The 13853-nt window shown below is 52.0% G+C and carries 13 protein-coding genes; 11 read left to right on the top strand and 2 right to left on the bottom strand.

Features of this window, described 5'->3' with window-relative positions; all coding sequences use genetic code 11:
• Positions 1–27: 27 nt before the first annotated feature.
• Complete coding sequence (gene mreB, locus HVZ39_RS02215) at positions 28–1071, bottom strand: rod shape-determining protein MreB (protein ID WP_000913396.1); 1044 nt, start codon at positions 1069–1071, stop codon at positions 28–30.
• A gap of 306 nt (positions 1072–1377) precedes the next feature.
• Positions 1378–3318 (bottom strand): RNase E specificity factor CsrD, encoded by a 1941-nt coding sequence (gene csrD / locus HVZ39_RS02210; protein WP_016154717.1) that lies wholly within the window; start codon positions 3316–3318, stop codon positions 1378–1380.
• Between the two features lie 225 nt (positions 3319–3543).
• Here csrD and HVZ39_RS02205 point away from each other — a divergent pair, with 225 nt between their 5' ends.
• The 11 genes from HVZ39_RS02205 (at position 3544) to yhdJ (ending at position 13771) form a co-directional block, all read left to right on the top strand.
• A complete protein-coding gene (locus HVZ39_RS02205; protein WP_181633183.1) occupies positions 3544–4518 on the top strand; it encodes an MDR family oxidoreductase in 975 nt (324 codons plus the stop codon).
• Positions 4519–4637: 119 nt separating this feature from the next.
• Positions 4638–5642, top strand: a complete 1005-nt coding sequence (gene msrP / locus HVZ39_RS02200) for a protein-methionine-sulfoxide reductase catalytic subunit MsrP (RefSeq protein WP_181633182.1) — start codon at positions 4638–4640, stop codon at positions 5640–5642.
• Positions 5643–6242 (top strand): protein-methionine-sulfoxide reductase heme-binding subunit MsrQ, encoded by a 600-nt coding sequence (gene msrQ, locus HVZ39_RS02195; protein WP_181633181.1) that lies wholly within the window; start codon positions 5643–5645, stop codon positions 6240–6242. It abuts the gene before it with no gap.
• 392 nt (positions 6243–6634) lie between these two features.
• A complete protein-coding gene (gene accB, locus HVZ39_RS02190; RefSeq protein ID WP_003025210.1) occupies positions 6635–7105 on the top strand; it encodes an acetyl-CoA carboxylase biotin carboxyl carrier protein in 471 nt (156 codons plus the stop codon).
• Positions 7106–7115: 10 nt separating this feature from the next.
• A complete protein-coding gene (accC, locus tag HVZ39_RS02185) occupies positions 7116–8465 on the top strand; it encodes an acetyl-CoA carboxylase biotin carboxylase subunit (protein WP_003828838.1) in 1350 nt (449 codons plus the stop codon).
• Positions 8466–8572: 107 nt separating this feature from the next.
• Positions 8573–8815 carry a YhdT family protein gene (locus HVZ39_RS02180; protein ID WP_016154721.1) on the top strand — a complete coding sequence of 81 codons (243 nt, stop codon included), beginning with the start codon at positions 8573–8575 and terminating at the stop codon, positions 8813–8815.
• Positions 8805–10256 (top strand): sodium/pantothenate symporter, encoded by a 1452-nt coding sequence (gene panF / locus HVZ39_RS02175; protein WP_016157593.1) that lies wholly within the window; start codon positions 8805–8807, stop codon positions 10254–10256. The genes HVZ39_RS02180 and panF overlap by 11 nt, the downstream gene beginning before the upstream one ends.
• Positions 10257–10268: 12 nt before the next feature.
• A complete protein-coding gene (prmA, locus tag HVZ39_RS02170) occupies positions 10269–11150 on the top strand; it encodes a 50S ribosomal protein L11 methyltransferase (RefSeq protein ID WP_016154723.1) in 882 nt (293 codons plus the stop codon).
• A 360-nt stretch (positions 11151–11510) separates the two neighbouring features.
• A complete protein-coding gene (gene dusB / locus HVZ39_RS02165) occupies positions 11511–12476 on the top strand; it encodes a tRNA dihydrouridine synthase DusB (protein ID WP_003025224.1) in 966 nt (321 codons plus the stop codon).
• A 25-nt stretch (positions 12477–12501) separates the two neighbouring features.
• Positions 12502–12798 (top strand): DNA-binding transcriptional regulator Fis, encoded by a 297-nt coding sequence (gene fis, locus HVZ39_RS02160; RefSeq protein WP_000462905.1) that lies wholly within the window; start codon positions 12502–12504, stop codon positions 12796–12798.
• An 88-nt stretch (positions 12799–12886) separates the two neighbouring features.
• Positions 12887–13771, top strand: a complete 885-nt coding sequence (yhdJ, locus tag HVZ39_RS02155; RefSeq protein ID WP_181633677.1) for an adenine-specific DNA-methyltransferase — start codon at positions 12887–12889, stop codon at positions 13769–13771.
• The last annotated feature ends 82 nt before the right edge of the window (positions 13772–13853 follow it).

Genomic DNA, 13853 nt, shown 5'->3' with positions numbered 1-13853 from the left:
CCCGCGGGCTACCCTACCTGCATCCGATTACTCTTCGCTGAACAGGTCGCCGCCGTGCATATCGATCATTTCCAGCGCCTTGCCGCCACCGCGCGCCACGCAGGTCAGCGGATCTTCAGCAACAACAACTGGAATACCGGTTTCTTCCATTAACAGACGGTCAAGGTTACGCAGCAGAGCACCGCCACCGGTCAGTACCATGCCGCGTTCGGAGATGTCAGACGCCAGTTCTGGCGGACACTGTTCCAGTGCAACCATCACCGCACTCACGATACCGGTCAGCGGTTCCTGCAGGGCTTCCAGAATCTCGTTGGAGTTCAGGGTAAAGCCGCGTGGAACACCTTCAGCCAGGTTACGGCCGCGAACTTCGATCTCGCGCACTTCGTCGCCCGGATAAGCGGAACCGATTTCGTGTTTAATACGTTCTGCGGTGGCTTCACCGATCAGAGAACCGTAGTTACGACGAACATAATTAATGATGGCTTCGTCGAAGCGGTCGCCGCCAATACGTACAGAAGAGGAGTAAACCACGCCGTTCAGGGAGATAACGGCAACTTCAGTTGTACCACCACCGATATCCACAACCATAGAACCGGTTGCTTCAGAAACTGGCAGACCCGCCCCGATCGCAGCCGCCATCGGCTCTTCGATCAGGAATACTTCACGGGCACCTGCGCCCTGGGCGGATTCACGGATCGCGCGGCGTTCAACCTGAGTTGCTCCAACCGGTACACATACCAGTACGCGCGGGCTTGGGCGCATGAAGCTATTGCTGTGCACTTGTTTGATAAAGTGCTGGAGCATTTTTTCAGTCACGAAGAAGTCAGCGATAACGCCGTCTTTCATTGGGCGAATGGCAGCGATATTGCCCGGTGTACGACCCAGCATCTGCTTCGCGTCATGGCCCACTGCGGCTACGCTTTTTGGCGAGCCGGCACGATCCTGACGAATGGCCACAACAGAAGGCTCATTCAATACGATGCCTTGTCCTTTTACATAAATAAGGGTATTCGCGGTACCCAGGTCAATGGACAGGTCATTGGAAAACATGCCACGAAATTTTTTCAACATACTAAGGGATAATCCTGAAAGCTGGGGCGGAAAACAAAATCCGCTTACTTTACCAACCACACGCAGCAGCGACAAGGCGCAAAAATCATCTGCTACGGTGAAAATTAGTGCAGTTCGTTTCCTTTGTTACAAAATCGGCCTGAGTCCATCAGGGCTGAATAAATCAGCAGCACTCCTCGCTTTTGTTTGCAACCTGTCAAAGGTCATTCACCTGCATGTTTGCTGTTACAACCTGGCGAGCAGACAAGCACACCCCCAGAAGGCACAGCGCGCGTTATTCTACGTGAAAACGAATTAAACGGCAGGTTAAACCGAGTATCTTTGCGAATATTTTTTCACGTTAGTGTCAAGTGGCTGTGATGCGGCAAAAAAATCCCCTTGCCCACCCGCAACTCCGCGTTCCGTCAGCGTATGCCACTCGCTACGCGAACGAACGCCCGTGGCGTAAACCTGCGTTGGTGTTCCAGAACAAGCCTCCACCAGGCTTTGCACCAGGAGCTGGTTTTCGGTTCGCTTATCAATATTCCTCACCAGGCTTGGATGCAGCTTCAATAACTCAACGTTAAGCTCTTTGATCCAACTGGTGCTCACCAGCGTTAAACCCGCCTGCGTAACGGCAATTCGCACACCCAGCGCATTCATCAATCTGATGACGGGCTGTAACCGGCTGATATGTTGACAGACATCTGCCTCAGCAAGTTCAATAATTATGCGTTTGCGTAATGATTTTTCGCACTGCATCAGCGTATCACGTAGCCAGCGCTGAAAACGTGGGCGAATTAGCGATTCAACCGTTGTCTGCATCGCCAGGTTTTCCTGCGGCCAATAGCCCAACAGTAAGATCAGACGGCTGATTTGCAGACGGTCATATTCTTCAGCCAGGCCAAACTGCAGGACCATCGGCATATATTCCGCCGAAATAACCTCTTCGCTGCCATCAAAAATACGGCACATCAGCTCCCGGTGGTGCACCCGTCCTTCACGGGTTACCGCAGGCTTTTGATAAATTCTGGGTCCACCCCGGCTGAGCATCTGTTCGATCAGCGTTCGCCAGCGTACGTTACCCCGACCTTTTTCCGGTAGTGAGTCATCATAGACCGACCAGCTGTTCCCACCCTGCAATACCGAGTTCCGCGTGGCGGCTTCGGCGTGATCCATCACTTGTTCCGTCGACTGACCGCTGCGGCAAACACAAATGCCAATATGAACCATATCGGCACGGTCGATCATTTTATTAGCCGGAAGCGCATCTACCGCTTTTAATAATTGCCCGGCAATACTTTCCGCCTCTTTCAGCGTGCGGTGTGGCAACAGGATGGCAAAATCGCTACGGTGGTAGCGCGCCAGCAACGCGCCCGGATAGCGCGTCATAAAAGTCGACAACAAATTGATTAGCGTTGAAATTTGTTCTTCCGCAAGGGTAATTCCCCAGCTATCGCGCAGCAGTGTAAAGTCCGGCAGGCGTACCATCATCACGACGCCATGCGATCCCACTTTTTCCTGATCTTCCAGCAGCGTTGCCAGTTGGTTATCAAAGAACAGGCGGTTGCTTAGCCCGGTTTTTGTATCCTGCGCCACATAGGAACGAATCAGCGTATCCAGTCGGCTACGTTGCTCGCGGGCACTTTGAATTTCGGTCAGCAGCATATCGAGCGCGCTACTGGTACGCGCAGGCCATTCATAAACAGTCCCCCGCACGTTCGGTCCACGTTCGCCGTTAAGAATGCGCGTTGAACGAATCTCCAGCAACTCTTGACCTGAAAGCTGACGCTGAAGCCAGCGCACAGACAAAAAGAGCATCAATATAATGAAAGCAATCGCCAACGTGAGCGGCGCGGTAGTCATCAGCGAATGGAAATAGTTGCCCATGGGATCCTGATAAACCAGACGCAGCGACATGCCCGGGTGTTTGACCAACGGGACGGTGACATCACGATACAGATTGTTCGTCCCCGCCGGGCGGTAGCTGCTGGTTCGGGAGTGGTCATACACCACGTGTTCGCCCTGTAGCAGTTCGACGCGCACGATATCCACCGAAACCATCAGTTCATCGATTTGCGGGGTTAGCGCAACGACATCGCGGGAGACAAGGTGCGTATCAATCGCTGTCGCCACCGCCTGAACACGGGTGGTGAACTTATATTGAATCGCGTTATAGAAACTCAGCGAGCAGCCGATCAGAGTTACGAAGATCGTTAACCCTGTAAGCAGCGTCACAAAAGCTGAAAATTTCGTCGTTAATCGCATCCTTGTGTTAACTCCGACAGTTATGAAACAGGCATGAAAGTGATAAAGCGGCGCGAAAATGCAAAACTGAACGCAAAATCCGTCCATTTATACAAACAGTGTGGGCATACTACCAAATTAGGTATATCTGGCAATTTATTGCGCGGAATCGGCATCATGTTTTGATTAGCGAGTATAGTCTTCATTAATAATTTTCCAATCCACTATACGAATTGAGGACAGGTTATGCAGGCTTTGATCTTAGAACAGCAGGACGGAAAAACCCTCGCATCCGTTCAACCCCTCGACGAAAATCAGCTACCGGAAGGCGATGTGACGGTGGATGTCCACTGGTCAAGCCTGAACTATAAAGACGCCCTGGCTATCACCGGCAAGGGTAAAATCATTCGCAATTTTCCGATGATTCCTGGTATCGATTTCGCCGGTACCGTGCGCGCAAGCGAAGATCCCCGTTTTCATGCAGGTCAGGAAGTTTTACTGACCGGCTGGGGCGTGGGTGAAAATCATTGGGGTGGACTGGCCGAACGCGCACGCGTGAAAGGCGACTGGCTGGTTGCGCTGCCACAAGGGCTGGACGGACGTAAAGCCATGGTCATCGGTACCGCTGGCTTTACCGCCATGCTGTGCGTCATGGCGCTTGAAGATGCAGGTATTCGCCCGCAAGACGGTGAGATTGTCGTCACCGGCGCCAGCGGCGGCGTGGGCAGCACGGCCGTGGCATTACTGCATAAGCTGGGTTATCAGGTTGCGGCGGTTTCGGGTCGCGAAAGCACTCACGACTACCTGAAGAGCCTGGGCGCTAACCGTATCCTTAGCCGCGATGAATTTGCTGAATCTCGCCCGTTGGAAAAACAGCTGTGGGCTGGTGCGGTTGATACCGTTGGCGACAAAGTTCTGGCAAAAGTCCTGGCACAGATGAACTACGGTGGCTGCGTTGCTGCCTGCGGCCTGGCTGGCGGTTTCGCTCTGCCAACGACGGTGATGCCATTTATTCTGCGTAACGTTCGTTTGCAAGGGGTGGACTCGGTGATGACCCCGCCGGCACGCCGGGCAGAAGCCTGGGCGCGTCTGGTTAAGGATCTGCCGGACTCTTTCTATGCTCAGGCCGCCACGGAGATTACGCTGGCGGATACGCCGAAGTTTGCCGATGCCATCATCAATAACCAGGTGCAAGGTCGTACGCTGGTGAAGGTGAAGTAACAGGCTCTGGCGCAGAAATTTACACTTAATTAACGAAATTTCGCGGCATATCTACAGACTCCCTGCCATATTAACTACGCGTCCCCTGTCAGTTATGACGCGTAAGCCGGGAGTCTGTTATGAAGAAATTACGTCCATTTACAGAAGCCGACGTCACTGACGAGTCGGCTTTTTTTATGCAACGCCGCCAGGTACTGAAAGCATTAGGGATCAGCGCCGCCGCGTTGTCTTTCCCCCTCTCTGCGCAGGCTGACCTTCTTAGCTGGTTTAAGGGGAATGACCGCCCGCCCGCGCCCGCGGGTAAGCCGCTTGATTTCAGTAAACCCGCAGCCTGGCAAAATTCGCTTCCTTTAACGCCAGCGGATAAAGTTTCTGGCTACAACAACTTCTATGAGTTCGGTCTCGATAAAGCGGATCCGGCAGCCAATGCTGGCAGTCTGAAAACCGATCCGTGGACGTTAAAAATCAGTGGTGAGGTGGCAAAACCACTCACCCTCGATCACGATGCGCTGACTGCCCGTTTCCCACTGGAAGAACGGATTTACCGGATGCGCTGTGTGGAAGCCTGGTCAATGGTCGTGCCGTGGATTGGTTTTCCGTTACATAAACTGCTGGCGCAGGTTGAACCCACCAGCAACGCAAAATATGTCGCCTTCGAAACGATCTACTCGCCGAATGAGATGCCCGGACAAAAAGATCGCTTTATTGGCGGCGGACTGAAGTATCCCTATGTTGAAGGACTGCGTCTGGATGAAGCTATGCATCCACTCACTCTGCTTACCGTGGGGGTTTATGGAAAAGCTCTTCCTCCACAAAATGGCGCGCCCATTCGCTTAATTGTGCCGTGGAAATACGGATTTAAAGGCATTAAGTCGATCGTGAGTATTAAACTAACCCGCGAACGCCCCCCGACAACCTGGAATCTGGCCGCCCCCAATGAATATGGATTTTATGCCAACGTGAATCCGCATGTCGATCACCCGCGCTGGTCCCAGGCCACTGAGCGTTTTATTGGCGCAGGCGGTATTCTGGACGTTCAGCGCCAACCCACGCTGCTGTTTAACGGTTACGCCGACGAGGTCGCTTCGCTGTACCGTGGTCTTAACCTGCAGGAGAATTTTTGAGTGCGCCTGACTGCAAAGCACATTACTGGACTGAAAGTTTGCCTGCATCTTGCCGGCTTTTTACCGTTTGTCTGGCTATTTTGGGCGGTGAATCACGGTGGTCTGAGCGCAGACCCGGTCAAAGATATCCAGCACTTTACCGGTAGGACAGCTCTGAAATTCTTGCTGGCGACCTTGCTGGTCTCTCCCCTCGCGCGCTACCCTAAACAGCCATTATTGATACGCACACGGCGCCTGTTAGGGCTATGGTGTTTCGCCTGGGCAACGTTACATTTAACCAGCTACGCACTCCTGGAACTGGGCATTCATAATCTGGCGCTGTTAGGACGGGAATTAATCACGCGACCTTATTTGATGCTGGGCATTGCCAGTTGGGGCATATTATTCGCCCTCACGTTAACCTCCACCCAGTCGGCTCAGCGAAAACTGGGCAAAAATTGGCAGTATTTGCACAACTTCGTCTATCTTGTGGCGATCCTGGCACCCATACATTATCTGTGGTCGGTAAAAATTATCTCCCCTCAACCGATTATTTATGCAGCACTCGCTGTGGTGTTGTTAGCCTGCCGTTACAAGAAGTTTCGCCAGTGGTGGCGGTAGTTTCACGTTATGTGCAGTGCGTTACAAAATGTGGACGATCCGATTTTCTTTACATGTTAACGGTTGATTATCTTCCCTGATAAGACCAGTATTTAGCTGCCAATTGCTACGAAATAGTTATAATGTGCGACTTTGCTATCCCCGGTAGCGTTTTTAGAGCGCTGAAAGGGTGACATTCGCATGTTGAAGGTATATTTTGTCTTTTACCCGAAAATGGCAGAAGATAGCCGCACAATGACTAACAAGTCTGGCAATCTCACTTAATGGCAACCGCACCCAGTGCAATGCCTGAGATGCGTGGCATCTTGTCACTCACTGTTATAAAAATGCTATACAGACGGCGGTAAAACGCTTGTCACAATCTCACTAAACAAAGAGTACGGAACCCACTCATGGATATTCGTAAGATTAAAAAACTGATCGAGCTGGTTGAAGAATCAGGCATCTCCGAACTGGAAATTTCTGAAGGCGAAGAGTCTGTACGCATCAGCCGTGCGGCGCCAGCTGCAAGTTTTCCAATGATGCAACAGGCTTATGCTGCACCAGTGATGCAGCAGCCAGCTCTGTCTAACGCTGTCGCACAAACTGCCTCTCCAAGTATGGAAGCTCCGGCAGCAGCGGAAATCAGTGGTCACATCGTACGCTCCCCAATGGTTGGTACGTTCTACCGCACCCCGAGCCCAGATGCGAAAGCGTTCATCGAAATCGGCCAGAAAGTGAATGCGGGCGATACCCTGTGCATCGTTGAAGCCATGAAAATGATGAACCAGATCGAAGCCGACAAATCCGGCGTAGTGAAAGCGATTCTGGTAGAAAGCGGTCAACCGGTAGAATTTGACGAGCCGCTGGTCGTCATCGAATAACGAGGCGAACATGTTGGATAAAATTGTTATCGCCAACCGCGGTGAGATCGCCCTGCGTATTCTGCGTGCCTGTAAAGAGCTGGGCATCAAGACTGTCGCTGTGCATTCAAGCGCGGATCGCGATTTAAAACACGTATTGCTGGCGGATGAGACGGTCTGTATTGGCCCGGCTCCGTCCGTAAAAAGCTATCTGAACATCCCGGCTATCATTAGCGCTGCTGAAATCACCGGCGCAGTGGCAATTCACCCGGGCTATGGCTTCCTCTCTGAGAATGCCAACTTTGCTGAACAGGTAGAACGTTCCGGCTTTATCTTCATCGGCCCGAAAGCCGACACCATCCGCCTGATGGGCGACAAAGTGTCCGCAATTACCGCGATGAAGAAAGCTGGCGTACCAACAGTCCCAGGCTCTGACGGCCCGCTGGGCGACGACATGGACGCTAACCGCGCTCATGCTAAACGCATCGGTTATCCCGTTATTATCAAAGCCTCCGGCGGCGGCGGCGGTCGCGGTATGCGCGTCGTGCGCAGCGATGCCGAACTGGCACAATCCATCTCCATGACCAAAGCGGAAGCGAAAGCGGCTTTCAACAACGACATGGTTTACATGGAGAAGTACCTGGAAAACCCACGCCACATCGAAATTCAGGTGCTGGCAGACGGTCAGGGTAACGCGATTTATCTGGCAGAACGTGACTGCTCCATGCAGCGTCGTCACCAGAAAGTCGTCGAAGAAGCACCAGCACCGGGCATTACTCCGGAACTGCGTCGCTACATCGGCGAGCGTTGCGCCAAAGCGTGCGTTGATATCGGCTATCGCGGGGCAGGTACTTTCGAGTTCCTGTTCGAAAACGGCGAGTTCTACTTCATTGAAATGAACACCCGTATTCAGGTTGAACACCCGGTAACCGAAATGATCACCGGCGTTGACCTGATCAAAGAGCAGCTGCGCATCGCTGCGGGACAACCGCTGTCCATCAAGCAGGATGAAGTTGTGGTTAAAGGCCATGCGGTAGAATGCCGTATCAACGCCGAAGACCCGAACACCTTCCTGCCAAGCCCGGGTAAAATCACGCGTTTCCACGCGCCGGGTGGCTTTGGTGTGCGCTGGGAGTCTCATATTTACGCAGGCTACACCGTACCTCCGTACTATGACTCAATGATCGGTAAGCTGATCTGCTATGGCGAAAACCGCGACGTAGCAATCGCCCGTATGAAAAACGCGTTGCAGGAACTGATCATCGACGGTATCAAAACCAACGTTGATCTGCAGATCCGCATCATGAATGACGAGCATTTCCAGCACGGTGGAACCAATATCCACTATCTGGAGAAAAAACTCGGACTTCAGGAAAAGTAAGCGTGCGTTAACTGAAAAGGCCGGAAATTCCGGCCTTTTGTTTTTCTCCCCTCCCGCACGTGCCATAAGGTACAATCCCCGCTTTCTTTATCCACAAGGGACAAAAAATGGACGCTCGTTTTGTTCAGGCCCATAAAGAGGCGCGCTGGGCGCTGTGGCTGACCCTTTTATATCTTGCCACATGGTTAGTGGCCGCTTACTTACCAGATTCCACGCTCGGTTTTACCGGCTTACCACACTGGTTCGAAATGGCCTGCCTGCTAACGCCGCTGGTTTTCATCGTGCTGTGCTGGGCGATGGTGAAGTTTATCTATCGCGACATTCCGTTGGAGGATGACGATGCAGCTTGAAGTTATTTTGCCGCTGGTCGCCTATCTGTTGGTGGTCTTCGGTCTTTCCGTTTACGCCATGCGTAAGAGATCGACCGGCACTTTCCTGAATGAATATTTCCTCGGCAGCCGCTCGATGGGCGGGGTCGTATTAGCCATGACGCTAACGGCAACCTACATTAGCGCCAGTTCGTTTATTGGCGGTCCTGGCGCCGCTTACAAATACGGGCTGGGATGGGTGCTGCTGGCGATGATCCAGTTGCCCGCCGTTTGGCTTTCTCTGGGGATTCTTGGTAAGAAATTCGCGATTCTGGCGCGCCGTTATAATGCCGTTACCCTCAACGATATGCTGTTTGCCCGCTACCAGAGTCGCCTGCTTGTGTGGCTGGCAAGCCTTAGCCTGCTGGTCGCGTTTGTCGGAGCAATGACCGTACAGTTTATTGGCGGCGCACGTTTGCTTGAAACCGCTGCAGGTATACCTTACGAAACCGGTTTGCTTATTTTTGGCGTCAGTATCGCATTGTATACGGCGTTCGGCGGTTTTCGCGCCAGCGTACTGAACGACACCATGCAGGGTATGGTGATGCTGATTGGTACTATTGTTCTGCTGGTCGGCGTCGTTCATGCTGCCGGTGGCCTCAGCAATGCGGTGGTAACCCTGCAAACTATCGACCCTAAACTGGTCTCGCCGCAAGGCGCGGATGACATTCTGTCACCCACGTTCATGACCTCATTCTGGGTACTGGTGTGCTTTGGCGTAATTGGGCTGCCGCATACAGCAGTACGCTGCATCTCTTATAAAGACAGCAAAGCTGTACACCGCGGCATTATCATCGGCACCATCGTAGTGGCGATCCTGATGTTTGGTATGCATCTGGCGGGTGCGTTGGGGCGTGCGGTGATCCCTGATCTGACAGTGCCGGATCTGGTTATCCCTACGCTAATGGTCAAAGTGTTGCCGCCGGTAGCTGCTGGGATCTTCCTCGCGGCCCCCATGGCCGCGATCATGTCGACGATCAATGCCCAATTGCTGCAAAGTTCCGCTACGATCATTAAGGATCTGTACCTGAACCTGCGTCCGGAACAGCTGAAAAACGAAACCCGGCTGAAGCGCATGTCGGCAGTAATTACCCTGTTGCTCGGCGCGTTACTGCTACTGGCCGCCTGGAAACCACCAGAGATGATTATCTGGCTTAACCTGCTGGCATTTGGCGGGCTGGAAGCCGTCTTCCTGTGGCCGCTGGTGCTGGGCCTGTACTGGGAGCGGGCAAACGCCGCGGGCGCTTTGAGCGCGATGATTATCGGCGGCGTTCTTTATGCCGTACTCGCTACATTTAACATTCAGTACCTGGGTTTCCACCCGATTGTGCCCTCGTTACTGATAAGCTTGCTGGCTTTCCTGATCGGCAACCGTTTCGGTTCTGCCGTCCCGCAAGCCGCCATATTGACTACTGATAAATAAAAGAGTTTTGCCATGCCATGGATCCAACTGAAACTGAACACGACCGGTGCCAACGCTGAAGAGTTGAGCGATGCGCTGATGGAAGCGGGCTCCGTTTCCATTACTTTCCAGGACACGCATGATACGCCGGTATTTGAGCCTCTGCCGGGCGAGACTCGCCTGTGGGGAGATACCGACGTTATCGGCTTGTTCGATGCAGAAACCGACATGAAAGAAGTGGTTGCCATCCTGGAGCAGCATCCGCTGCTGGGTGCAGGCTTCGCGCATAAAATCGAACAGCTCGAAGACAAAGACTGGGAACGCGAATGGATGGATAACTTCCACCCGATGCGCTTTGGTGAACGTTTGTGGATTTGCCCAAGCTGGCGCGATGTCCCGGATGAGAATGCCGTCAACGTGATGCTGGATCCGGGTCTGGCGTTTGGTACCGGCACTCACCCCACCACCTCCCTATGTCTGCAATGGCTGGACGGTCTCGATCTTAACGGCAAAACCGTCATCGACTTCGGCTGCGGCTCCGGCATTCTTGCCATTGCGGCACTGAAGCTGGGTGCGGCAAAAGCCATCGGCGTAGACATCGATCCGCAAGCAATTCAGGCCAGCCGTGATAACGCCCAGCGTAATGGCGTTTCTGAGCGTCTGGAGCTTTATCTGCCGAAAGACCAGCCAGAGGCGATGAAAGCCGACGTGGTGGTCGCAAACATCCTCGCAGGCCCATTACGTGAACTGGCACCGTTAATCAGCGTACTGCCCGTTGAGGGCGGTTTACTGGGGCTTTCTGGCATTCTTGCCAGCCAGGCGGAAAGCGTCTGTGAGGCCTATGCCGAACTCTTTACGCTCGATCCGGTTATCGAGAAAGAAGAGTGGTGCCGCATTACCGGTCAGAAAAAATAATCCCCTCTCGTTACCGTTGGTAACGCAATAATCGCTCTTTTTTTCGCAAAAGGATTTGCGGAAATGAGAGCGAGATCGCATTACAAAGCCACTATTTGCTCACAAAAACAGCTTTTTATCCTGATAACCTGAGGCTGGCCGTAATAAAAAAAGAGAAGTTTTCGGAATTTATAAACGGATGAAAAATTAGCACAACCACGTATCAAACTGATTATTAAAGATTTTAATTTGAAACTGTGTACTTAACCAGCAATTCATTGATCCACCTCAGTGGATTGGTCAAAGTTTGGCCTTTCATCTCGTGCGAAAAATGCGTAATATACGCCGCCTTGCAGTCACAGTATGGTCATTTCTTAACTCATGCGCATCGGACAATACCAGCTCAGAAATCGCCTGATCGCAGCACCTATGGCTGGCATCACTGACAGACCATTCAGGACGCTGTGCTATGAGATGGGAGCAGGATTGACGGTATCCGAGATGATGTCTTCTAACCCGCAGGTTTGGGAAAGTGACAAGTCTCGTTTACGGATGGTGCACGTTGATGAGCCAGGAATTCGCACGGTGCAAATTGCCGGTAGCGACCCTGTTGAGATGGCCGATGCCGCACGTATTAACGTGGAAAGCGGCGCCCAGATTATTGATATCAATATGGGGTGTCCGGCTAAAAAAGTGAATCGCAAGCTCGCAGGTTCAGCCCTCTTGCAGTACCCGGATCTAGTGAAATCAATACTAACCGAGGTCGTCAATGCAGTGGACGTTCCTGTCACACTCAAGATTCGCACCGGCTGGGCTCCGGAACACCGTAACTGCGTAGAGATTGCCCAACTGGCTGAAGACTGTGGCATTCAGGCTCTGACCATTCATGGACGCACCCGCGCCTGTTTGTTCAATGGAGATGCTGAGTACGACAGTATTCGGGCAGTTAAGCAGAAAGTTTCCATTCCGATTATCGCGAATGGCGACATTACTGACCCGCATAAAGCCAGAGCTGTACTCGACTATACGGGGGCGGATGCCCTGATGATAGGACGTGCAGCTCAGGGAAGACCCTGGATCTTTCGGGAAATCCAGCATTATCTGGACACTGGGGAGCTGCTGCCCCCGCTGCCTCTGGCAGAGGTGAAGCGCTTGCTTTGTGCGCACGTTCGGGAACTGCACGACTTTTATGGTCAGGCAAAAGGGTACCGAATTGCGCGTAAACACGTATCCTGGTATCTCCAGGAACACGCTCCGGATGACCAGTTTCGGCGCACATTCAACGCCATTGAAGATTCCAGCGAACAGCTGGCGGCGTTGGAGGCATACTTCGAAAATTTTGCGTAAACAGAAATAAAGAGCTGACAGAACTATGTTCGAACAACGCGTAAATTCTGACGTACTGACCGTTTCTACCGTTAACTCTCAGGATCAGGTAACTCAAAAGCCCCTGCGTGACTCGGTTAAACAGGCACTGAAGAACTATTTTGCTCAATTGAATGGTCAGGATGTTAACGATCTCTATGAGCTGGTACTGGCTGAAGTAGAACAGCCCCTGTTGGACATGGTGATGCAATACACCCGCGGTAACCAGACCCGTGCTGCCCTGATGATGGGCATCAACCGTGGTACGCTGCGTAAAAAACTGAAAAAATACGGCATGAACTGATACTAATCAGCGAAATGTTTGTTTTAAAAGGCGCTACTCGGCATGGGGAAGCGCCTTTTTTATTAACGTCACACGGGAGGCTTTGGCGATGAACGCAAGATGTGAACCTGTCTATTTTGGCGATGAATCTAAAAAGATAATCCTGGGTGATGCTCTGACCGAACTGAAAAAGCTGCCGTCAGAAAGCATCGATCTCATTTTCGCCGACCCACCTTATAACATCGGTAAAGACTTTGACGGGATGGTGGAATCCTGGGACGAAGAGGCATTTTTGGCATGGCTGTTTGAGTGCATTGACGAGTGCCATCGCATTCTCAAATCACACGGCACCATGTACATCATGAACAGTACGGAGAACATGCCGTACATCGATCTCAAATGCCGCCAGCTCTTTACCATCAAGAGCCGTATCGTGTGGTCATACGATAGCTCCGGGGTGCAGGCCAAAAATCACTTTGGTTCGATGTATGAACCGCTTCTGATGATGGTAAAAGATCAGAAAAACTACACGTTTAATCGTGATGATATTTTGGTTGAAGCCAAAACGGGCGCTAAACGTGCACTGATAGACTACAGAAAGAACCCGCCCCAACCTTACAACCAGAAAAAAGTACCAGGCAATGTCTGGGAGTTTCCACGCGTTCGTTATCTGATGGACGAATACGAAAATCACCCAACTCAAAAACCCAAAGCCCTCCTTGAACGCATCATTCTGGCTTCCTCCAGTCCAGATGACAGCGTGCTGGATCCGTTTGCCGGTAGCTTCACTACCGGTGCCACTGCCGTGGAATTAGGTCGCAAGTTTGTCGGGATTGAAATCAATGCCGAGTACGTAAAAATGGGGCTCAGAAGAATGAGCATTGGTTCGCATTTTTCAGAGAATGAACTTGCAAAGGTGAAAAAGCGGAAGACAAAAAATCTGTCTAAAAAGAGTCGATTAACAGCAAAGAGCGGCGATCTTTCAGCAAAGTAAAGGCATTGTAAGTCTGCTTTTCAGCTTGCAGATTTCGTGTATATTCCCTGCACGCTTGGGCATGAATACACAGGGTTTGGTA

Origin of the sequence: Citrobacter sp. RHB35-C21 (assembly GCF_013816515.1) — a bacterium.
In the GTDB taxonomy this organism is placed as follows: domain Bacteria; phylum Pseudomonadota; class Gammaproteobacteria; order Enterobacterales; family Enterobacteriaceae; genus Citrobacter; species Citrobacter braakii.
Note: the sequence above shows the minus strand (reverse complement) of the source record. Positions and strands in the feature narration are given on the sequence as shown.